Genomic DNA, 21023 nt, shown 5'->3' with positions numbered 1-21023 from the left:
ATTCTTCTGTTATAACTCAGAGTTCTGCTTGGTCAGAGTCAGGTACAACACCTGATAACTGGCGCTGATTTGACCATCAATGCAACGGGAAGGATAAGCCTGCTGCACTTTTTGCCAGCGTTGTTTACCGGTTAAGGCTTTATTGCGGCCCTGGGTCACTGTATTGGCACCTAAATCTTTTAGTTCCCGTGCCAACGCCAGTACATCCGGATACTCCAACTGCACAGTTTCAGTCTGTAACTGCAAACCTAAGCGCGGATACTGACGCTCTAGCTGCTGATAAAAACCCAAAGGCAAAAACTGATTGATATGCTGATGTTGATCCACCTGCGCCCATGCCTGCTTAAATTCCTGCAAGGTGCCTTCGAGCAAAGTACTGATCACTGCGGAGCCACCTGGCTTTAGCACCCTATTGATTTCCTGCAGCACAAGTCCCGGCCGTTCGCACCATTGCAGCATCAGGCTGGAAAACACCTTGTCTATGCTTTCACTCGCGACAGGCAAGGACTGAGCATCCGCCTGAACGACCAATGCTGCTTGTCGTGCTGCCCTGGTTTTTTGCAGCATGTCGTGGCTTAGATCCAAGGCTATAAGTTCAGAACAATGCTGTTTTAGCTTTGGATGAAACCAACCTGGGCCAGAACCTAAATCCAGTAACAATCCAGCTGTTGGTGTTAATAAACTCAAAGCTTTAGCAGCGACTAAACGTTGCAGTCTGGCCGCCTGCTCGTAACTTTCACGGGCTCGACCAAAATGCCGGGCAATATCCTCTGTCAATGCCAAAGCATTCATAGCAATGGCTCCAGTTGTTGTACTAAAAAGTGAATGTCCTCACTCTGATGCATGGCTGATAAAGTAATGCGTAACCTTGCACTACCTTGTGGCACTGTAGGGGGCCGTATGGCACTTAACCAAATGCCTTGTTTTTTCAGTGAGGCGCTGATCAACATGGCTTTGTCGGCATCACCAATAATCAGTGGTTGAATGGCGGTGTTGGATGGCAATAAAGTCAAGCCAGCACCAACGGCCAGAGTTTTAAAAAGCCCAATATTGTCGTTCAGTTTGTCTCGGCGCCACTCTTGGCTGCGGCTGAGCTCAACGGAGCTTTTCATTGCCCAGCACAACGCAGGTGATAACGCAGTGCTGTAAATATAATGCCGGGCGAACTGGCGTAAATAATCAATTACTGTGGCAGAACCCGCTAAAAACGCGCCCTGACCTGCTAAGGCTTTACCAAAGTTTGCCATCAGACAGAGCATATCGCTGGATTTAAGCCTTTGTGCATCCCAGCTGCCTTTGCCTTCATTGCCAAGTACGCCCAGAGCATGAGCATCGTCCAGCAGCAAATCCGCTTTATTTGTTTTACAAAGCGCAGACAGAGCTGTTAAATCCGGACTATCACCATCCATACTAAATACGCCTTCAGTCACCACCAAAGCGGATGGATAACGTTGTAACAGCATCTCAAGTGCAGAAAGATCCTGATGCGGGAAACGTTTGTAGAGGGCATCGCAGTTAAGCGCTGCATCAATCAAAGAGGCATGACAGAGTTTATCTAACAGCAGATGATCGGTTTTATCGGCTAAATGCTGCAGCATCACCTGATTGGCGGCAAAACCTGAGGAAAACAACAAGACATCGTCCACGCCCAGCCAGTCACACAGTGCATCAGACAAAGCCCGGTGAGCATAATGAAACCCGGTCACCAAAGGTGAACCTGAACTACCAACGCCAAATCGTTCAGCGCCCTCTGCCAGAGCTTTTATAAGCTGCGGCTCAGTGGCTAACCCCAGATAGTCATTACCGGAAAAATTCAGATAAGCGCCCTGCTTATTATGCAGCAAACGGCCCTGATAGGAATCAATAGCCGGATGCTGCCGATACAAGCCAGCTGCTTTGCGATCGGCAATCTGCTGCGCAAAGCGCTGTAACCTGTCCATCACTACACTTACACCGCGCTGTGGAACAGTGAAGGTGTATTTTGCTCTTTAATGGCATCGGCTAACGCCGCCTCATGAGCTTCGTCTGATACATCATGGCGCTGCTCTGGATTGATACCGAGTTTGGCGAACAACAACATATCCGCATCTGCTTCCGGGTTTTCTGTGGTCAGCAACTTATCGCCATAAAAGATTGAGTTCGCACCTGACAGGAAACACAGCGCCTGCATTTGCTCGTTCATGCGCGAACGACCTGCAGATAAACGTACATGGCTTTGTGGCATCATAATGCGAGCGACCGCTATAGTACGGATAAATTCGAAACCATCTAAGTCTTCGACATTTTCCATCGGTGTGCCCTGCACTTTTACCAGCATATTAATAGGCACACTTTGTGGGTGCTCAGGCAAATTCGCCAGCTGCATTAGAAGTGCGGAACGATCGTTCGCCGACTCGCCCATACCCACTATGCCACCACAACAAACTTTCATACCGGCATCACGCACATGCTGCAGGGTGTCTAATCTGTCCTGATAAGTACGGGTGGTGATAATTTCACCGTAAAACTCAGGCGAGGTATCCAGGTTATGGTTGTAGTAATCTAAACCGGCCTGTTTTAACTCCTGCGCCTGACCCGCATCGAGTTTGCCCAGCGTCATACAGGTTTCTAAACCCATTTCTTTGACGCCTTTGACCATTTCCATCAGAAACGGCATATCCCGCTGCTTTGGATTGCTCCAGGCCGCGCCCATACAAAAACGGCTGGCACCTTTGTCTTTGGCTGCTTTGGCCTGAGTTAAGACTTTCTCCACTTCCAGCAAACGTTCGCGTTCAAGACCAGTATTGTAATGGCCGCTTTGTGGGCAATATTTACAGTCTTCAGCACAAGCACCGGTTTTAATCGACAATAAAGTGCTGATCTGCACTTCATTGGGTTTAAAAAATTGACGGTGCACCGTTTGGGCCTGAAAAACCAAGTCATTAAAAGGTAAAGCAAATAAGGCATTTACTTCAGCCAGAGTCCAGTTGTGACGAAGTGGTAAAACTGCAGACATAAAATTCCCCGAAGACAAGAGCCAGACAAATTGTGGTCTTTTAAATTTTCCGTTAGTCTATCGGCCCTTGACGCCATGTCAACGCCAACCAGTTCGCAAAGTTTACTGCAGGTTATTTTATGAGCATCGATCGTGAGTTTGATCGCCAGCATATCTGGCATCCCTACACTTCCTTAAGTAAACCTCTGCCAGTCTATCCCGTGGTCAGCGCCCATGGCTGCGAGTTGATGCTCGAAGATGGTCGCGCTTTGGTCGATGGTACTTCGTCCTGGTGGGCTGCTATTTATGGCTACAATCATCCGGAGTTGAATAAGGCGTTGCTTGCACAGAGTCAAAAAATGAGCCATGTGATGTTTGGCGGTATCACCCATCAGCCTGCTGTCGATTTGGCGAAGTTATTACTGCAGATGGTGCCTCAAGGTTTAACCAAAGTCTTTTTTGCTGACAGCGGCTCTATATCAGTCGAAGTGGCCATTAAAATGGCGTTGCAGTACTGGTTAGGTTTAGGCCAACCGGAGAAAAGCCGGTTACTCACCATTCAAAAGGGCTATCATGGCGATACCTTTGCTGCTATGTCGGTCTGCGATCCTGTGGATGGTATGCATTCGATGTTTAAACATCAGATCATCCCGCAGCTATTCGCTCCAGCGCCACAAAGCCAGTTTGACGGCGATTTTCTGGCTGAAGATGAGTTGGCTTTGACGGCTTTGTTTGCAGAGCATCACCAGCACTTAGCGGCTTTTATTCTGGAACCCGTACTGCAAGGCGCTGGCGGGATGCGGTTTTATCATCCGGAGTATTTAAAACTGGCGCGTAAACTTTGTGATCAGTATCAGGTGCTGTTGATAGCCGATGAAATAGCCACAGGATTTGGTCGTACCGGAAAACTCTTTGCTTGTCAGCATGCAGACATAAGCCCGGATATTATTTGTCTGGGTAAAGCTTTAACAGGCGGCTATCTAACGCTTGCTGCGACCTTGTGCAACGATAAAGTCGCTGACGGCATAGCCAAGGGCGCTGTGCCTGCATTAATGCATGGCCCAACTTATATGGCCAATCCACTGGCCTGTGCCGTAGCGCTTAAAAGCTTACAGTTGGTGCAGCAGAACCAATGGCCTGCTCAGGTTGCGGCTATAGAGCTGCAATTAAAAAACGAGCTTGAGCCTTGCCGTAGTTCACCTTATGTCGCTGATGTGCGGGTATTGGGTGCTATAGGGGTGGTAGAGATGAAACAGAATGTCGATGTGGCTGCTATGCAAAAAGCTTTTGTTGAACAGGGAGTCTGGATCCGGCCTTTTGGCAAACTGCTCTATATCATGCCACCTTACGTCATTGGTAAAGCGCAGCTTTCCAAATTAACCTCGGCTTTATGCTTAGCTTGTCTTGATACGCCGACAACAAGGGTTCAGGCGCTGCCAGGCGCCTGAACATTCAGAAGGTACGGATCGTCAGTCTTTCAGACTCCACTACAAGGTAGAAAAAATATAAAGTGCCACTGAGCAGGCTAAAGCGACAAAAAGCAAATTAAGTCTTTTGCCGTCACTTCGTCTTCTATTCCTGAATTGGTGGATCAGCAAGGTTAGCAAAGTAAAACCCAGACAGCAGTACAGCATAAGTTGCAGCCGCTTTACCTGTTCAGCATCCCAGCTCGTATCAACGGCCAAACCCCAGTACTGCACAAGGCCACTGTTAAATTCAGGTTTAGCGAAATGAGCTAGATTAAGCACCAGCAACAACAGTCCCCAGCAACTAAGGTTTAGTGCAGCAAGCAAACGCATGAGCCAATCTGAGCCTTTACGGCGATCACTGCGCCTTCTTTGTGTGTTTTCTGATATAGCAGGGCTTTCCATATGTAGTTTTCCTACAACTTTTACTTGTGTTCATTCTTCGCCTCAGTATGATGTCATCTTTCTTATTTTTAAAGTCTATTAGTAAGTTGGAGCAGGTTGCATGACGCATGCAGTAATCAAAGATGTGCTGTCTGGCCAGTATCAGGTTGGCGATACAGTCACAGTAAAAGGGTGGATCCGCACTAAGCGTGATTCCAAAGCCGGGATTTCATTTTTAGCCGTGCACGACGGCAGCTGCTTTGATGCAGTTCAGGCCGTTGCTCCGGCTGATTTGAATAATTATGAAAACGAAATTAAACGTCTGACGACGGCTTGCTCTGTCATTGTGACTGGTACTATTGCTAAGTCAGAAGGTCAGGGTCAAGCGTTTGAAATCCAAGCCTCCTCTGTTGAAGTGGTTGGCTGGGTAGAAAACCCGGACACCTACCCTATGGCACCAAAACGCCACAGCATGGAGTACCTGCGTGAGCAAGCGCATTTACGCGCCCGTACTAATATGGTTGGTGCTATCACCCGTGTGCGTCACTGTTTAGCTCAGGCTATTCACCGTTTTTTCCACGAACGTGGTTTCTACTGGATCAGCACGCCTATTATTACAGGTGCTGATGCTGAAGGCGCTGGCGAGATGTTCCGTGTCAGTACGCTGGATCTGGAAAATCTGCCACGTGACGACAAAGGCGCTATTGATTACAAACAGGACTTTTTCGGCAAAGAAACTTTCCTGACGGTATCAGGCCAACTGAACGTTGAAACTTATGCCTGTGCTTTGTCGAAGGTCTATACCTTTGGCCCGACTTTCCGCGCTGAAAACTCAAACACCACCCGTCACTTAGCCGAATTCTGGATGATTGAACCAGAAGTAGCTTACGCCGAATTAAAAGACGTAGCGCAGCTAGCGGAAGACATGCTGAAGTTTGTATTTAAAGCTGTCCTCGCAGAACGTGCTGATGATATGGCGTTTTTTGCTGAGCGTGTGGATGAAAACGCGGTCAGTCGTCTGCAGAACATGATCGACTCCACTTTTGTTCGTATGGATTACACAGACGCGGTTGAAATTCTGAAAAACTGCGGCAAGAAGTTTGATTACCCAGTGGAATGGGGTGTGGATTTACAGTCTGAACACGAGCGTTACTTAGCTGAAGTGCATGTTGGTGCTCCTGTCATTCTGCAAAACTATCCAAAAGACATCAAAGCCTTTTACATGCGGATGAATGAAGATGGTAAAACTGTGGCCGCTATGGATATTCTGGCGCCTGGTATTGGTGAAATTATCGGTGGTAGTCAACGTGAAGAGCGTTTAGAGCAGTTGGATGCGCGTATGGATCAGATGGGTCTGAATAAAGAAGACTACAGCTGGTATCGCGACCTGCGCCGTTACGGCACAGTACCTCATGCTGGTTTTGGTTTAGGTTTTGAGCGTCTGGTGTCTTATGTGACTGGTGTGGGCAACGTGCGTGACGTCATTGCCTTCCCTCGTACACCTGGAAATGCTGATTTCTAAGTTCTGACTTAGCAAAGTAAAAAGGCCTCAAAAGAGGCCTTTTTACTAACATAGATAGTAAGAATCCGCTTTAGCTACGAACTCTGTTAAAAGCTGGCTCTTCAAAATACTGATAAAATTCGTTGTCCATAGCCTGTTTACGTTCAGTTTTGTACGACGAGTCTTTCGATAAAGCCACCCCAAATACCTGCAGATAACTTTGCTCCATCAACTGTTGTAATACCGCTTTATCCACCAGGCCTAACAGCTCCCCTGCATAAAAAAAACCTTCAGCTCTATGTTTTAATACCTGCACATTCTGACCGTTTTTTTTCGCCTGAAACAACTGTTCAAACTGCAGTTGCACTTGCTCCAGAAAAACACTCTGTTGATCCATAGTCCGTTCTTCATCCTTTATCGTCAGTGCTATTGTGTCAAAACAATCTTTTATTGGTAATCGCTAAAAAACTCTTCGACAGCCAAAGGTGCCCTGGCTGGTACGTCCTGAGCACAAGTGCCTAGATACAGGAAACCCACTATTTCGTCATCTTCACCAAGCTCGAAAGCCTGTTTTACAAATTCATACTGAGTGTAGGCACCTGTACGCCATATACCACCAAAACCTAAGGCAAAAGCGGCTTGTTGCATAGCCATAACGGCACAAGCAGCAGACTGGATTTGCTCAGACAAAGGTACTTTCGGGTGTTCTACACATTTAGCAATACAGACAATGACCATAGGAGCACGCAAAGGCAACTGGCGAGCACGTTCAATCAGCTCGTTAGCAACGGACGGGTCTTCTTCCAACGCTGCTTCAGCAAAAATATCCCCTAACTTTTCCAGAGACTTACGGCCATGGACCACTACAAAACGCCAGGGTCTCAGATGACCATGATCTGGCACCTGCAAGGCAGCTTGTTTGATCAACGCCAAAGCTTCGCCGCTTGGCGCAGGTTCAGTTAAACGCGCAGAGGAATAACGGGTCGTCAGTAATGTAACAGCATCCATAAATAAACCCTTTAATTTAGCTGGCTTAAGGCTACCAAACTTTATTTTATCCGTACAACAGCTTTCGTACCCTCAGCTGCTGTTTGTTCAAGCTCTGGGCGAATTAGTGCTGCGATGCCCCTTTAAGGCTTAAGTTGTTGGTACAACATCTGATACTGCAAGGCAGACTCAGCCCAACCGAAACGTTGTTGCATACCACGTTGCTGTATTTCTTTGTACAAGGTCTTTTGCTGATACAAGGTCACAGCTCTGTTCAAGGCTTCCTGCAGAGCCTGCATCGTAGGTTCTACAAAACCTACTCCTGTGGGCTCGCTGTCCGTCAAATCCCGTACTGTGTCTTTTAAGCCCCCCGTTAAACGCACCAGCGGTACTGTGCCATAACGTAGGCTATAAATCTGGTTTAAGCCACAAGGCTCAAACAAAGAAGGCATCAGAAAAAAATCACCCGCTGCCTCCAATTGGTGTGATAAGGCTTCATCAAAACCTTCGACAAATACAAAGCGCCCCGGAAATTTTTCGTTCAGCGCACGCAGACGCCCGGCGTACACTTGATCCCCCGTCCCCATCATTAGTACCTGTGCATCCGCATCACTAAGCCACTGCTCCAGTGCTGGCAGTAAATAAGCAAAACCTTTTTGTTCGGTGATCCGGCTAACCAGTACAAAAAGTGGCGCCGTGCTTAGCTCCAGATGATACCTTTGTCTCATCCGCTCTTTACAGGACTGTTTGCCTTCGAGTTCACTCTGACTGTAGTTCGTACTCAGATAGATATCGGTGGCAGGGTCCCATTGTTCATAGTCGCAGCCATTTAAGATGCCAGAGAAATCAGCAAGCCGGGATTGATACAAAGCCGCTAAACCATTGGCTGCAGGTTCAGACAGTAACTCACTGGCATAACCTTTACTGACCGTATTCACCTTGTCCGCGTGCGCCAGTCCCAAAGCCAACATACTGGAGCATGCTATAGAATCGGATGAGTACACTTCTATTTGTGCCCTGTCCTGAGCAGATAAAGCTTGCTGATAAGCACCGTTATGAATAGTAAACAGCATTTTAGTGCCGGGCAAAGCCTGCTGGTAATACTGTTTTAAGTAATAGGCGGCAATACCGGTCTGCCAGTCATGGCCATGGATCAGATCCGGTATCCAGCCCGTATCAACACAAAACTGCAAGGCTGCCTTGCAAAAGAAAGCAAAACGTAACGCATTGTCAGCATAGGCCTGTTGACCATCGTCATAAGGTCGCGGCCGGCCAAAATAATCATGGTGCTCGATCAGTAAAAGCGGTACTTCCGCATTCACAACTTGTCGCACTGCACAGCCCTGCGCATGACCACCTAAAGCAAAATAAACAGAACTCCAGCTTTCTTCAACAGGCACTGCATAGAGGCTGCCATAACGAGGCAACAGCACCCTGACTTCATGCCCAAGCTTTTGCATTTCTGTAGCTAAACCACGGCTGGCATCGGCTAAACCACCGGTTTTAATGACACCTTCAAATTCACTGCATAAAAACAACACACGCATTGATTCTTTCCCACTCAAGGCCGCATTCCGACCTGCGGCCTTTTGCCTGCAGTATCAGTCAAATCCTACCATTGCCCCTTTGGGGATCACTACAACACCGTCAGCCGACACATGGAAACGCTGACGATCGAGCACCGGATCTTCGCCGATAATGGTATTCGGTGCAATTTTCACATCTTTATCGATGATAGCACGGCGAATACGGCAACCCCGACCAATATCGTTATTGCCCATCAACACACTTTTTTCAATATAAGCATGGCTGTGCACTACGGTGTTATAACCCAAAATAGATTGATACACGATAGCGCCGCTGACAATACAGCCAGAAGCCACCATGGAACTTATCGCCTGCCCTGTTCTGTTGGCCTCATCATGGACAAACTTGGCAGGTGGCATTGGTGGCGTGTAACTGCGTAGTGGCCAGTATTTGTTGTATAAATCCAGTGGCGGCTGCACCGAAATTAAATCCATATTGGCTTCATAATAAGAATCTAAAGTCCCTACATCTCTCCAGTACCCTTTAGATTCTGCCTGCTCACCACGGATCACGTTAGTGGAGAAGTCATAGACATAGACGCTGCCTTGCGGGTACATCTTCGGAATAATGTTATGACCAAAATCATGCTTTGAATCAATTTGTGCTGCATCTTCGTTCAGCACCTCAACTAAGGTTTTAGCATCAAAAATATAATTGCCCATCGACGCCAATACGTAGTCTGGCCGACCAGGGATAGTTTTAGCGTTCGATTTAGGTTTCTCTTCAAAACCTATCATTTTGCCAGTGCTGTCGACTTCTATCACACCAAACTCATGAGCCTGAGACACATGCACCGGGATAGCGGCCACCGTCAGCAGAGCATTGTTCTGACGATGGTAGTTCAGCATTTGCCGTACATCCATTTTATAGATGTGATCTCCCCCGAACACACACACCTCTTCCGGATCCAGACCATGGATCAGATGGATATTCTGATAAACAGCGTCCGCTGTACCCAGATACCAATGTTTACCCGTTTGCATCTGAGCTGGAATAGGGTCAATGAATCTGTTGGTTAAGCCCGTCACCCGCCAGGCCCGGCTTAAGTGTTTCATCAGTGAATGTGATTTAAACTGAGTGATTACAAAGATCTGCAACAAATCTGAATTGACGAAGTTATTCAGTACAAAGTCAATAATCCTGTAATTGCCACCAAAAGGCACCGCAGGTTTAGCTCTGACTCCAGTCAAAGGTGCCAGCCTGGTCCCTTCGCCCCCTGCTAAAATCATGGTAAGTACACCAGACATAAAATTCTCCCTGTAGATATAACTGACGATTTGACTATTATTTTTTTACTTTGTTGCTACAAAAGCAAAGCTGATACCACAAGCAGCAGAAGCACGAAAAACTCTTGCAGCCCCAAGCCCGGCAATGCTTCTACGAACAGTTAAGTTAGGAACAGCAGATGACGTCTGTATGACAAGTCTCTTTTTTGGTGCAGCGCTTCAAAGTTGCACCAAAATAGAACAGCAGCTTTATGCATACGAATGCAATCATGAGCTGAGTAATAACGGGAATTGGGTCTGCTTAGCAAGTGAAAGTTAGAAAAATATATTTCAGCAGCGGGATCAGACTAAAAGCGGCGAAGATTTTGTCAGCTCCAATCTGTGTATAGTCTGATTGGAGCTGACAGAAACACACTATAAACGGGCAGCTAGTTCAGCGCCCTGTCGAATGGCACGTTTTGCATCCAGCTCAGCGGCTACATCAGCACCACCGATCAGGTGCACCTGTAGTCCTGCATCCAGCAATTGCTGCTGCAAGCTGCGCTCAGGCTCCTGCCCAGCACAAACGATGACGTTATCAACCGCCAGACAACGCTCCTTGCCATCTATGCTAATCCAAAGTCCTGCGTCATCCACCTTGTGGTAGCTGACGCCACTGAGCATCTCGACGCCTTTTTTCTTTAATGAACTGCGATGGATCCAGCCTGTAGTTTTGCCAAGCCCGGCACCTACCTTACTGGTTTTACGCTGCAATAAAAATACTTTACGTTCTGCAGGGTCAGAGGGAGTATCAGGCAGCAGAGCACCGCGGCTTTGATAGCCTTTGTCTATACCCCAGTCTTTTAACCAGGCTTCGGGTTGTAAAGTTAACGAATGTGGCTCAGTCAAATACTCAGACACATCAAAACCAATACCACCGGCCCCGATCACTGCCACGGTTTTTCCGACACTCTTGTGATGCTTTAAAACATCGAGATAACTTAATACTTTAGGGTGATCAAAACCTGGAATATCTAACTGACGGGCTTTAATGCCGCTGGATAACACCACATGATCATAACCACCAGCGACTAGGCTTTCTGCCGTCTGCTCAGAATTCAGCTGCACATTCACCTTATTTACTTTCAGCATTTCGCCAAAATAACGCAGCGTCTGATGAAACTCTTCTTTACCTGGTATTTGTTTGGCGTAATTAAACTGACCACCAATTTCTGCAGCGCGATCAAACAAAGTCACATCATGACCACGGGAGGCTGCATAAACACTAAACGCCAAACCTGCAGGACCTGCACCTACTACAGCTATTTTTTTCTTTGTCGCTGCAGTTTCAAAATTCAGTTCAGTCTCGTAACAAGCTCGGGGATTCACCAGACAACTGGCCCGCTTTTGTTGAAATACATGGTCCAAACACGCCTGGTTACAGGCGATACAGGTATTAATCAGATGCGCCTGGTTTGCTGCGGCTTTATTCACAAATTCAGCATCAGCTAAAAATGGCCGTGCCATGCAGACCATATCGGCCTGACCTGATTGGAGGATATGTTCGGCCACTTCTGGATCGTTAATTCTGTTGGTGGCAATCACAGGAATGCTGGCGTGTTTGCGAACTTGCTCCGTCACCCAACTAAAAGCGGCCCGCGGTACCATAGTGCCTATGGTTGGAATACGGGCTTCGTGCCAGCCGATACCGGTATTGAGCATAGTGGCACCAGCTGCGGCCGCAGAAGCGGCCAGTGCAATGACCTCATCAAAACTATTACCATCTTCAACTAAGTCCAGCATGGACAAGCGGTAGATAATAATGAAGTCTTTACCACAGGCTTCACGCACTGCTTTTAAAACTTCAAGGACAAAGCGGCAACGGTTTTCGAAACTACCGCCCCATTGATCGGTGCGCTGATTGGTGCGCTCGCAAAGGAACTGGTTTAATAAATAACCTTCAGAGCCCATAATTTCAACACCGTCATAGCCTGCTCTTTTCGCCAGTTTGGCAGAGTGTGCAAAGTCGGCAATGGTGCTGCGAATTTGGCTATCCGATAACGCCTTAGGTTTAAAGGGCGTAATAGGCGATTGCACAGCACTTGGAGCCACGCTAAATGGATGATAACCATAGCGACCGGCATGCAGCAGCTGAATACAAATCTTTCCACCATGCTGATGCACAGCTTGAGTGACTTTTTTATGTTTTCCGGCCTGCCACCACCAGGTAAGCTGGCTGCCAAAAGGCACCAGATTGCCACGAAAGTTGGGACTAATACCGCCAGTGATAATTAAACCTACTCCGCCTTTAGCCCGTTCGGCATAAAAAGCAGCAAGTTTATCGAAACCTTTTTTCTCTTCCTCCAGGCCAGTATGCATGGAACCCATAATGACGCGGTTTTTTAACTGAGTGAAGCCCAAATCCAATGGGGCCAATAAATGCGGATATGCCACAACAATCTCTCTGGTCGTACCTGTTGAATAGCAAGAATGTAGCCGTTTTACTGCCTTATCGCAAGAACTACCCAAAGTAATTACCGATGAAACTTTCTATGACAGAAGCAAATAAACATTTACTTACAAATTCCACCCTGAGCTTTGCGGATAAATTCGTTAGCATAGACCTCTACTACTTTGCCGAAACTATAGGTACATCATATGTCTGAGAAAAAACCTGGGATCTTAAGACGCTTTTTTGGTGGCATTTGGCGCGCTATCAGTCTGGTTCGTCATATCACTTTTAATCTGCTGTTTGCTCTTGTCTTCATTCTGGTCCTGCTCTCCATTTTCAGCGGCGACGATAAGATTGAAGTTCCCGAAAGTGCAGCGTTAGTGCTGAACTTATCTGGTGATTTGGTGGAAGAAAAACGTTATATCGACCCTTTGGATCAAGTGTTGAATGAGAGCATGGGCTCCGAAGAGGAAGAACCGGAAATTTTGCTGACTGACCTGCTGAAAACTATTCAGGCCGCAAAAACGGACGAGCGTATTAAAGCCATAGTGCTGGAGTTATCCTCTTTTGGTTCTGGTTCTATGGATAAATTGACTATGGTCGGTGCTGCACTGCAGGATTTTAAAGCAACAGGTAAAAAAGTGCTGGCGACAGGAGATTATTACAGTCAAAACCAGTATTTCCTGGCCTCTTATGCCGACAGCATCAATTTAAACCCTATGGGTACTGTATTACTGGAAGGTTTCGGCACTTACCCTATGTATTACAAGTCAGCATTAGAGAAATTAAAGATCACCACTCATGTGTTTAAAGTAGGCACCTACAAGTCTGCGGTAGAGCCTTTTACCCGCGATACCATGTCAGATGAGGCCAAAGAAGCCAACAAAGCCTGGTTAGACGAATTATGGGCCAGCTACAAGCAGCAAGTGGCCGAGCGTCGCGGTTTTGCAGTCGACAATTTTGATGAGACCATTACCGGCTTGTATCAAAAATTACAAGCCGTCAATGGCGATATGACTCAGTATGCTCTGGATGCCAAGTTAGTCGACAGCATCAAAAGTCGTGAAGAGTTCCGTCAGGATTTAATAGCACTCGTTGGTGAAAGCGATAAACACAGCTTTAATCAAATTCAATTTAAAGATTATCAGGCTCAGGTGTTACCACCAGTTCATTACGACAATCCTTTGACTGAAAAAGTCGCAGTAGTAGTTGCTCGAGGCACTATTATTGACGGTTCAGCCAAAGCTGGCACTATAGGCGGAGATAGCACTGCCGCTTTATTACGTCGTGCCCGTTTTGATGAAAAAGTAAAAGCCGTGGTACTTCGTATCGACAGCGGCGGCGGCAGTGCCTTTGCATCTGATGTGATAGGTCAGGAAATCAAGCTGTTAAAAGCTGCCGGTAAGCCTGTGATTGCATCTATGGGCGCGGTAGCGGCTTCGGGTGGCTATTGGATTGCGGCTCCGGCGAATGAGATCTGGGCCTCTCCTACTACGATCACGGGCTCTATTGGTATCTTCGGTTTATTCCACACCCTGGAAAACGCAATGCCTGTGTTAGGTCTAAATACCGATGGTGTAGGCACTACTGAACTCGCAGGAATGAGTGCCGGGCTGCCGCTGTTTAAAGGCTTAACGCCAGAGATGTCCAGCATATTCCAGCTTCTGATCAACAAAGGTTATGACGACTTTATCAGTATGGTGTCTGAAAACCGTGGTATGACCAAAGAAGCCGTGGATAAAATCGCGCAAGGTCGCGTCTGGACTGGTACCAAAGCTTTGGAATTTGGTTTAGTGGATAAACTGGGCACCTTTGATGATGCAATAGCCGCAGCTGCTGAAAAAGCGGGTTTGAAGCAATACGATATTAAAGTGATGGAGCAGGAATTAACCCCAACCGAGCAGTTACTGCGTGATATGTTTGCCTCAGGTACTGTGCAAGCTCTGTTACCCGATGCCAAAGCGTCAGCATTTAGTCCACTTCTGAAAAACATCATGGGCCAAATCAACCGTGACTTTAAAGTGATGGAACAATTTAATGATCCTAAAGGTATCTACTCAGTCTGCATGAGTTGTACTGCGGTGAATTAATAGCTGTAAAGCAGAGAGAAGCCGCCTTGTGCGGCTTTTTTTATGTCTTGTTTGACTGAGTTCAGATCTGACAAAAAAATAAACCCGTATAAGTGTTCACTGATACGGGTTCTGGGAATAATGGCGGAGGGGGAGAGATTCGAACTCTCGGAAGGCTATTAACCTTCGCCGGTTTTCAAGACCGGTGCATTAAACCGCTCTGCCACCCCTCCAGCGCTGCGTATAATAATCAGATCGGTTAGGAAAGAAAAGCATTTTTTTAAACTTTGATAAAACAAGTTAAATGATTGAATTGTTTTACAAAGATAACTACTGGTACTTTGGGAACTTCCCAAGTAAGATAAAGTCAGAAAAGTAACTACTCAATGGAGAGAACAGCAATGTCCTACAACCAAAGCACTCAGACTGGCCATATAGGCCATAGCGTCGAAGTCAACAAAGTATTGCGCAATACCTACTTCCTGCTGGCGATGACCTTAGCATTCAGCGCAGTGACAGCAGGTGTTGCCATGGCGATGAATTTCGGTTTTGGCGTGGCTCTGGTGTTAACACTGGTCGCCTTCGGCTTAATTTTTGTGGTACAGAAAAAAGCAGACACTGCCAGCGGCATTTTCTGGGTATTCGCTTTAACGGGCTGTTTAGGTGCGTCTATCGGTCCTATGCTGAACCGTTTTGCTGCAACAGCCAATGGCCCTGAACTGATTATGCAAGCCCTTGGTTTAACCGCTGTAGTGTTCTTTTCACTTTCAGCTTACGCATTAAGTTCACGTAAAGACTTCAGCTTTATGGGTAACTTCCTGTTTGTCGGTTTGATTGTAGTGATTGTGGCTGGTCTGGCGAATATCTTCTTCCAGATCCCTGCGCTGCACCTGGCCATTAACGCCGCAGTAGTGATGATCATGTCTGGTTTAATTTTGTTTGATACCAGCCGTATTATTAACGGCGGTGAAACCAACTATATCCGCGCTACAGTGGGCTTGTACCTGAACATCTTCAACCTGTTCACCTCTTTACTGCAGTTACTGGGTATCATGGGCAGTGATGACTAATTAAGGCTTGAGATAAGCTGATGTTCGATTAAAATGCCCCGCCAAGTGCGGGGCTTTTTTTATAGCCTGTACAAGCTCAGGTAAAAGGGTATTTAGAATAATGATGAAGCAAAAGGTAAGCAGATGACCAGTTTTGCCGTTCTGATTGAAGGCCAGGTGTTACAAGGGCAGAGTTTTGTCAGCGCCTTGCGTTTTATGCAGCAGGCTGTTGAGGCCAGTCACACAGTGGATTCGGTGTTTTTATACCGCGATGCAGTAGGCGCAGCTTCAGCACTGATTGATTTACCTTCAGACGAACCCAACCTATCGCTCAAACTGCAGCAATTTTGTCAGGCGCATCAGATCCCTTTGCTGTTTTGTACCACTGCAGCTGAAAAACGTGGTGTGTGCTCCAATCAGGTAAAGCCGGCGGATGGTTATACAACAGCAGGTTTGGCGGAGTTTGCCATGCGTTTGGCTCAAGTGGATAAACTGGTGCAGTTTTGATGAAAATAGCAGTGTTAGTGACCCAATTACCTCTGCACGGCATAGCTGCACGTGAAAGTCTGGATTTAATATTTGCTTTAGCTGCGGTAGAGCATCAGGTGAGTGTAGTTTTTTGTGACGATGCGGTCTATCAACTGGTCAAAGCCAATGATAGCGCAGAGTTGCAGGTCAAAGATTTCAGACGCAGCTTTAAGCTGTTTGAGCTTTATGATATCGATCATGTCTATATCTGCGCGGAATCGTTAAAGCAGCGTCAGTTACATGCCTCTGAGCTTGTACTGGACGCTCAGCCGCTGGAGAGCTCAGAGCTCAACCAGTTACTTAATACGCAGCAGCATGTGATTAAGGCCTGATATGAGACTTTTTGATTTAATCAACAACCGGTTGCCTGATACACTGCATCTTGTAGGTGCTGAAGATAGAGTGTTATTAAGGCAGGAAGGCGTGTATTTAATGGCAACAGGCCTGCTAAGCAACCTGCCCTGTCCTGTTTATTGTTTAGCACATGACGCCGCTGTGCGCGGTATACCTATCTCCGAACCTTTTACCGCACTTACCGACAGCCAATGGCTGGATTTAGTGCTACAAGCGAAGCAACAATTCTAATGAACGAACTGATTTTAAATAACCAAAGCTACCCACTGGATAAACATGGTTATCTGGCTGATTTGACTTTATGGACACCACAACTGGCGGAAGAGTTTGCCCGCTTAGAACAGATCCAGATGACCGAAGCGCATTGGGAGGTGGTGAATTTTGTCCGTGCTTTTTATCAGGAATACCAAACATCGCCTGCGATACGTTTATTGGTCAAAAGCATGGGAGAAAAACTGGGAGCGGACAAAGGTAATAGCAAGTATCTGTTTCTATTATTCCCTGAAGGGCCAGCTAAACAAGCCACTCGCATAGCCGGTTTACCAAAACCAGCGAAGTGTTTGTAACAAAACGATAAAGCGGCTCTATTGACCCGCTTTATACATGGACATGCCTGCTTCAAAGCTGGTCATCACTACGATAGCGATCACGCCTATCAATACCAGCCAATACATCCAACGTAGCATCACCTTGATGGGGCTTTTGCGGGTTTTACGCACTACTACATGACGTGGGATAGCAGTCTTTTTTGAGCTTTCTTGTTGTTCTTTGATGAGCGACATTAGATTTACCAGGTTAAAGGAGCAGAAGAACTGCTCCTTATCATCACAATACCAAGTTCAGATTAACAGCGGATCTCTGTTTTGCCGCCCATATAAGACTGCAATACAGTCGGGATCTGAATAGAACCATCAGCTTGCTGATAATTCTCCAAAATAGCAACCAGCGTACGGCCTACGGCTAAACCAGAGCCATTTAAAGTATGCAGCAATTCAGGCTTTTTGCCTTCGCCCGGACGGAAGCGCGCCTGCATACGACGGGCCTGGAAATCTCCCATGTTTGAGCAGGAAGAAATTTCACGGTAGGTGTTTTGCGCCGGTAACCAGACTTCCAAATCATAGGTTTTGGTAGAACCAAAGCCCATATCACCAGTGCACAGCAGCATAGTGCGGTACGGTAAACCTAACAGCTGCAGTACTTTTTCGGCATGACCTGTTAACTCTTCCAGCGCAGCAAAGGATTGATCCGGATGTACTAACTGCACTAATTCCACTTTATCAAACTGGTGCTGACGAATTAAACCCCGGGTATCACGGCCGTAAGAGCCCGCTTCGCTGCGAAAGCATGGTGTATGAGCAGTGTATTTTTGTGGTAGTTCGGTCAGTTCAAAAATACAGTCACGGGCTAAGTTAGTCACCGGCACTTCAGCCGTTGGGATCAACGACATGCCAACGCCTTCTTCTGTCGCAGGCTTGGTATGGAATAAATCGGCACCAAACTTTGGCAACTGACCTGTGCCATATAAGGATGCAGCATTCACCAGATAAGGTACATACAATTCGGTATAGCCATGCTGCTCTGTGTGCAAGTCCAGCATAAACTGCGCTAAAGCGCGGTGCAGACGGGCAATTTGACCACGCATCACCACAAAACGAGAACCTGCAATTTTGACAGCATTTTCAAAATCCAGACCTTTATCCAAAGCCTCGCCTAACGCCACATGATCTTTTGCGTCAAAATCAAAAGACTTAGGTTCGCCCCACTGACGCACGACCACGTTACCCGTTTCATCTTTACCGGCTGGCACGGATTCATGTGGCAGGTTTGGGATAGCGCTGACAATAACATCCCACTGCGCTAATACCGCATCTAGTTTTTGTTTGGCTTCTTCCAGCTCTGCACCTAAACCATCCACTTCCGCTAGTAATGGCGTGATGTCTTCACCACGGGCTTTAGCCTGGCCTATGGCTTTGGATTTAGTATTACGAGAGTTCTGTAAATCCTGAGTCGCCATTTGCAGCGCACGGCGCTGCTCTTCCAGTTGCTCAAGCGCAGCAACATCTAACTGAAAACCACGATCTGCCAAACGTTGGGCAGTCTGAGCTAATTCGGCTCTTAAAAATTTTGCATCTAACATAGTGACTACTTCATTGAGCCCAGCTTTAAACCCAGCCAGGCGAGTGTTAAACAAACCAGCACGTTCAGCACAACATTCAGGCCGGCTTTCACCAGTTCGCCTTGTTGCAGCAGTAAAACAGTGTCGAGTGAAAACGTCGAAAAGGTAGTAAAGGCACCTAAAAAACCTACGCCGATCAGAGTCTTCCACGGGTTAACCGTCAGATGTTCGGCTAAAAACAGGCCATACAGCAGGCCTAACACAAAAGACCCGAGAATATTAACCAGCAACGTAGCAAAAGGGAATGATTTACCACAAAGATGCAGGATAAATTCGCCTAAACCGAACCGACAACAGGCCCCTAAAGCTCCGCCAATAGCCACAGCCAGATATGCCTGCATTAGCTCTGTCCTTTTGCTTGTTGGTCCAGCATGGCTAAATAAGCCATTTTATCCTGCAATTGTTTCTCTAAACCGCGACCAGACGGCTGATAAAACTTCATTCCGGCCATTTCAGCGGGTAAATACACTTCACCTGCGGCATAAGCGCCGGGCTCGTTGTGCGCGTAACGATATCCTTTACCAAAACCTTGTTGTTTCGCCAGCGCTGTTGGCGCGTTACGCAAATGATCCGGCACCTCATAAGATGGATGTTGCTGCACATACTGCCGCATTTGGTTAAAGGCACTGTATACCGCATTGGATTTTGGCGCTAACGCCATATAGACCGCAGCCTGAGCTATAGCCCGCTCCCCTTCGGCAGGCCCGACACGGGCAAAGGTATCCCAGGCATCCAAACCAATGGTTAAAGCGCGTGGATCAGCATTGCCTATATCTTCGCTGGCTATCGCCAACAGACGACGAGCCACATACAAAGGATCACCACCGCCTTCTAAAATACGGCAGTACCAATACAAAGCGGCGTCCGGGTTGGAGCCACGCACCGATTTATGAAAGGCAGAAATTAAATCGTAAAAAATATCGCCCTGCTGATCAAAACCCGGCAATTGCCTTGGTACTAACTGCCGGAATAAATCAGCTGTCAGTTCGGTCTTTGCAGCACCCTGCTGCGCTGTTTCAACGGCCTGCTCAAACAGGTTTAACAGGCGCCGTGCATCGCCATCTGCCAGTTGCAGCAATAAAGATTGAGCGTCAGGGCTGATTTGGACCTCTTGGCCAGACTGCTGATAATGCGCCACAGCCCGTGCTATGACGCAAGCCAGGTCCTCTGCCGTCAGCTTTTTTAAAATGCAGACGCGGGCGCGGGATAACATGGCGTTATTCAGAGCAAAGGCAGGATTTTCTGTGGTTGCACCAATAAAAATAATGGTGCCATCTTCAATATGGGGTAAAAATGCATCTTGCTGGGCTTTGTTAAAGCGGTGCACTTCATCAACAAATAACAAAGTGCGCTGATTTTGCGCTAAACGTTGCTTGGCCGCCTGAATTTCTTCACGTATTTCTTTAACACCAGCGGTTACGGCAGATAAACGCGCAATAGCTGCTTTGGCATAAATGGCAATTAATTCTGCCAAGGTCGTTTTGCCTGTGCCCGGAGGCCCCCATAAAATGAGTGAGGAAATACGCCCGGCTTCTATTGCTTTACGCAGCGGTGTGCCAGGCCCCAACACTTGTTGTTGCCCAACATAGTCCGATAGCTTTGTTGGCCTCAGCAGTGCTGCCAGAGGCCTGATATCGTCATGGAATTCAAAGCCGAGGTTATTCACTTGACGCGTTGATCATCCACTTCCGCTGTGGCCGGAATGGTAAACTGAAACAGTTCTGAAGCCAGAGGTGTGTTGTATTGCACCAAATTAAAATCGAAGGTGCTGTTTTGGCCATTACTGTCGATGACGATCATTTTTGATAAGGCTAAACCTGCAAATCTCAGGCTCAGTTTTTTCACTGCATTGCCAGGGTCTTTTGGTGTGATATCAAACTGCTCATCAGCACCTGTCACACTATATTGAGCCCACAACTTAGGATCGTGTGAGGTCAAAAGTACAAACGGAGTTTTCTGCACTTGTTCTTTGGCATCATAAATGCTGACCTGGTCCAGTAATTCGGCATAAAACCACAGAGTTTTGCCATCACCAATAAACAGGTTTGGCTCTGGAGTCTGAGTCTCAAAACGGAACAAAGAGGGCTGTTTCAGCGACAACATGCCCTCGCCTTGCTGAATAAGCTTATTGCTGGCATCAACGACGGTTTGATCAAAGCTGGCCTGAAAGCTGGATAAGCGCGCTAATTTTTTCTGCAAGGCCTCGGCCTGATCAGCCACCGCCATAAAGGTTGGCAGCGCCAGAGACAAAACTAAAGCCACAGCTTTTTTTCCGAAGTTTTTCTTCATAT

General features: G+C 47.1%; 21 protein-coding genes and 1 tRNA gene. 8 read left to right on the top strand and 14 right to left on the bottom strand.

The genetic code is table 11. The features are described from left to right. Nucleotides 1-9: 9 nt before the first annotated feature. From bioC to bioB, 3 genes are read right to left on the bottom strand one after another with little or no spacing between them, the layout of a single operon-like run. Entirely contained in the window at nucleotides 10-792 is a 783-nt protein-coding gene (gene bioC / locus WH43_RS04910; RefSeq protein ID WP_053423531.1) for a malonyl-ACP O-methyltransferase BioC, read from the bottom strand. Next, a complete protein-coding gene (locus WH43_RS04905) occupies nucleotides 789-1940 on the bottom strand; it encodes an aminotransferase class I/II-fold pyridoxal phosphate-dependent enzyme (protein ID WP_053423530.1) in 1152 nt (383 codons plus the stop codon). The genes bioC and WH43_RS04905 overlap by 4 nt, the downstream gene beginning before the upstream one ends. 8 nt (nucleotides 1941-1948) lie before the next feature. Beyond that, nucleotides 1949-2995 carry a biotin synthase BioB gene (gene bioB / locus WH43_RS04900; RefSeq protein WP_152342785.1) on the bottom strand — a complete coding sequence of 349 codons (1047 nt, stop codon included), beginning with the start codon at nucleotides 2993-2995 and terminating at the stop codon, nucleotides 1949-1951. A gap of 119 nt (nucleotides 2996-3114) precedes the next feature. Between bioB and bioA the strand changes: the two genes are divergently transcribed. Both bioA and asnS read left to right on the top strand, forming a co-directional pair. After that, nucleotides 3115-4422, top strand: coding sequence for an adenosylmethionine--8-amino-7-oxononanoate transaminase (bioA, locus tag WH43_RS04895; protein ID WP_053423528.1), 1308 nt, complete (start codon nucleotides 3115-3117; stop codon nucleotides 4420-4422). A gap of 523 nt (nucleotides 4423-4945) precedes the next feature. Beyond that, complete coding sequence (asnS, locus tag WH43_RS04885; protein ID WP_053423526.1) at nucleotides 4946-6346, top strand: asparagine--tRNA ligase; 1401 nt, start codon at nucleotides 4946-4948, stop codon at nucleotides 6344-6346. A 70-nt stretch (nucleotides 6347-6416) separates the two neighbouring features. Here the strand turns inward: asnS and WH43_RS04880 are convergent, their stop codons facing one another. The 5 genes from WH43_RS04880 to WH43_RS04860 form a co-directional block, all read right to left on the bottom strand. Next, a complete protein-coding gene (locus WH43_RS04880; protein WP_053423525.1) occupies nucleotides 6417-6722 on the bottom strand; it encodes a hypothetical protein in 306 nt (101 codons plus the stop codon). Nucleotides 6723-6772: 50 nt separating this feature from the next. Beyond that, the gene (locus WH43_RS04875; protein ID WP_053423524.1) at nucleotides 6773-7333 is read right to left on the bottom strand and encodes an NAD(P)H nitroreductase; all 561 of its coding nucleotides are present in this window, start codon (nucleotides 7331-7333) and stop codon (nucleotides 6773-6775) included. Nucleotides 7334-7455: 122 nt separating this feature from the next. After that, a complete protein-coding gene (locus tag WH43_RS04870) occupies nucleotides 7456-8859 on the bottom strand; it encodes a glycogen synthase (RefSeq protein ID WP_053423523.1) in 1404 nt (467 codons plus the stop codon). A gap of 54 nt (nucleotides 8860-8913) precedes the next feature. Next, nucleotides 8914-10164 carry a glucose-1-phosphate adenylyltransferase gene (glgC, locus tag WH43_RS04865; protein WP_260394370.1) on the bottom strand — a complete coding sequence of 417 codons (1251 nt, stop codon included), beginning with the start codon at nucleotides 10162-10164 and terminating at the stop codon, nucleotides 8914-8916. Nucleotides 10165-10539: 375 nt separating this feature from the next. Further along, nucleotides 10540-12558 (bottom strand): NADPH-dependent 2,4-dienoyl-CoA reductase, encoded by a 2019-nt coding sequence (locus WH43_RS04860; protein ID WP_053423521.1) that lies wholly within the window; start codon nucleotides 12556-12558, stop codon nucleotides 10540-10542. 204 nt (nucleotides 12559-12762) lie between these two features. Here WH43_RS04860 and sppA point away from each other — a divergent pair, with 204 nt between their 5' ends. After that, entirely contained in the window at nucleotides 12763-14646 is a 1884-nt protein-coding gene (sppA, locus tag WH43_RS04855) for a signal peptide peptidase SppA (protein WP_053423520.1), read from the top strand. 121 nt (nucleotides 14647-14767) lie between these two features. Here sppA and WH43_RS04850 read toward each other — a convergent pair. Next, a tRNA-Ser gene (locus tag WH43_RS04850) sits at nucleotides 14768-14858 on the bottom strand. Nucleotides 14859-15026: 168 nt separating this feature from the next. Between WH43_RS04850 and WH43_RS04845 the strand changes: the two genes are divergently transcribed. The 5 genes from WH43_RS04845 (at nucleotide 15027) to WH43_RS04825 (ending at nucleotide 17122) form a co-directional block, all read left to right on the top strand. After that, complete coding sequence (locus WH43_RS04845; protein WP_053423519.1) at nucleotides 15027-15695, top strand: Bax inhibitor-1/YccA family protein; 669 nt, start codon at nucleotides 15027-15029, stop codon at nucleotides 15693-15695. Nucleotides 15696-15818: 123 nt separating this feature from the next. Further along, nucleotides 15819-16181: a sulfurtransferase complex subunit TusD gene (tusD, locus tag WH43_RS04840; RefSeq protein WP_053423518.1), complete on the top strand. Its 363-nt coding sequence runs from the start codon at nucleotides 15819-15821 to the stop codon at nucleotides 16179-16181. Continuing rightward, nucleotides 16181-16534 (top strand): sulfurtransferase complex subunit TusC, encoded by a 354-nt coding sequence (gene tusC / locus WH43_RS04835; RefSeq protein WP_053423517.1) that lies wholly within the window; start codon nucleotides 16181-16183, stop codon nucleotides 16532-16534. Before tusD ends, tusC begins: the two co-directional genes overlap by 1 nt. A 1-nt stretch (nucleotide 16535) precedes the next feature. Next, nucleotides 16536-16787: a DsrH/TusB family sulfur metabolism protein gene (locus WH43_RS04830; RefSeq protein ID WP_053423516.1), complete on the top strand. Its 252-nt coding sequence runs from the start codon at nucleotides 16536-16538 to the stop codon at nucleotides 16785-16787. Next, nucleotides 16787-17122 (top strand): TusE/DsrC/DsvC family sulfur relay protein, encoded by a 336-nt coding sequence (locus WH43_RS04825; protein WP_053423515.1) that lies wholly within the window; start codon nucleotides 16787-16789, stop codon nucleotides 17120-17122. Before WH43_RS04830 ends, WH43_RS04825 begins: the two co-directional genes overlap by 1 nt. Before the next feature lie 18 nt (nucleotides 17123-17140). Here WH43_RS04825 and WH43_RS04820 read toward each other — a convergent pair whose 3' ends face one another. From WH43_RS04820 to lolA, 5 genes are all read right to left on the bottom strand, one after another. Beyond that, nucleotides 17141-17338, bottom strand: coding sequence for a hypothetical protein (locus WH43_RS04820; protein WP_053423514.1), 198 nt, complete (start codon nucleotides 17336-17338; stop codon nucleotides 17141-17143). A 62-nt stretch (nucleotides 17339-17400) separates the two neighbouring features. Continuing rightward, nucleotides 17401-18693: a serine--tRNA ligase gene (serS, locus tag WH43_RS04815; RefSeq protein WP_053423513.1), complete on the bottom strand. Its 1293-nt coding sequence runs from the start codon at nucleotides 18691-18693 to the stop codon at nucleotides 17401-17403. A 5-nt stretch (nucleotides 18694-18698) separates the two neighbouring features. Continuing rightward, a complete protein-coding gene (gene crcB / locus WH43_RS04810) occupies nucleotides 18699-19073 on the bottom strand; it encodes a fluoride efflux transporter CrcB (RefSeq protein ID WP_053423512.1) in 375 nt (124 codons plus the stop codon). Then, entirely contained in the window at nucleotides 19073-20398 is a 1326-nt protein-coding gene (locus WH43_RS04805) for a replication-associated recombination protein A (RefSeq protein ID WP_053423511.1), read from the bottom strand. Before WH43_RS04805 ends, crcB begins: the two co-directional genes overlap by 1 nt. Then, the gene (lolA, locus tag WH43_RS04800) at nucleotides 20395-21021 is read right to left on the bottom strand and encodes an outer membrane lipoprotein periplasmic chaperone LolA (protein WP_053423510.1); all 627 of its coding nucleotides are present in this window, start codon (nucleotides 21019-21021) and stop codon (nucleotides 20395-20397) included. Before lolA ends, WH43_RS04805 begins: the two co-directional genes overlap by 4 nt. Nucleotides 21022-21023: the final 2 nt, after the last annotated feature.

The organism is Rheinheimera sp. KL1 (assembly GCF_001275035.1).
In the GTDB taxonomy this organism is placed as follows: domain Bacteria; phylum Pseudomonadota; class Gammaproteobacteria; order Enterobacterales; family Alteromonadaceae; genus Pararheinheimera; species Pararheinheimera tangshanensis.
The sequence above is the reverse complement of the archived record's forward strand: the minus strand, read 5'-3'. Positions and strand labels throughout refer to the sequence as shown.

Bases quoted from the DNA above. Each gene is read 5' to 3' on its own strand.
- WH43_RS04870 (WP_053423523.1), bottom strand. From the start codon at position 8,859: ATGCGTGTGTTGTTTTTATGCAGTGAATTTGAAGGTGTCATTAAAACC.
- crcB (WP_053423512.1), bottom strand. From the start codon at position 19,073: ATGCAGGCATATCTGGCTGTGGCTATTGGCGGAGCTTTAGGGGCCTGT.
- WH43_RS04845 (WP_053423519.1), top strand. From the start codon at position 15,027: ATGTCCTACAACCAAAGCACTCAGACTGGCCATATAGGCCATAGCGTC.
- tusC (WP_053423517.1), top strand. From the start codon at position 16,181: ATGAAAATAGCAGTGTTAGTGACCCAATTACCTCTGCACGGCATAGCT.
- bioA (WP_053423528.1), top strand. From the start codon at position 3,115: ATGAGCATCGATCGTGAGTTTGATCGCCAGCATATCTGGCATCCCTAC.
- WH43_RS04880 (WP_053423525.1), bottom strand. From the start codon at position 6,722: ATGGATCAACAGAGTGTTTTTCTGGAGCAAGTGCAACTGCAGTTTGAA.
- bioC (WP_053423531.1), bottom strand. From the start codon at position 792: ATGAATGCTTTGGCATTGACAGAGGATATTGCCCGGCATTTTGGTCGA.
- WH43_RS04820 (WP_053423514.1), bottom strand. From the start codon at position 17,338: ATGTCGCTCATCAAAGAACAACAAGAAAGCTCAAAAAAGACTGCTATC.
- WH43_RS04875 (WP_053423524.1), bottom strand. From the start codon at position 7,333: ATGGATGCTGTTACATTACTGACGACCCGTTATTCCTCTGCGCGTTTA.
- WH43_RS04905 (WP_053423530.1), bottom strand. From the start codon at position 1,940: ATGGACAGGTTACAGCGCTTTGCGCAGCAGATTGCCGATCGCAAAGCA.
- bioB (WP_152342785.1), bottom strand. From the start codon at position 2,995: ATGTCTGCAGTTTTACCACTTCGTCACAACTGGACTCTGGCTGAAGTA.
- lolA (WP_053423510.1), bottom strand. From the start codon at position 21,021: ATGAAGAAAAACTTCGGAAAAAAAGCTGTGGCTTTAGTTTTGTCTCTG.
- WH43_RS04830 (WP_053423516.1), top strand. From the start codon at position 16,536: ATGAGACTTTTTGATTTAATCAACAACCGGTTGCCTGATACACTGCAT.
- tusD (WP_053423518.1), top strand. From the start codon at position 15,819: ATGACCAGTTTTGCCGTTCTGATTGAAGGCCAGGTGTTACAAGGGCAG.
- serS (WP_053423513.1), bottom strand. From the start codon at position 18,693: ATGTTAGATGCAAAATTTTTAAGAGCCGAATTAGCTCAGACTGCCCAA.
- WH43_RS04825 (WP_053423515.1), top strand. From the start codon at position 16,787: ATGAACGAACTGATTTTAAATAACCAAAGCTACCCACTGGATAAACAT.
- sppA (WP_053423520.1), top strand. From the start codon at position 12,763: ATGTCTGAGAAAAAACCTGGGATCTTAAGACGCTTTTTTGGTGGCATT.
- asnS (WP_053423526.1), top strand. From the start codon at position 4,946: ATGACGCATGCAGTAATCAAAGATGTGCTGTCTGGCCAGTATCAGGTT.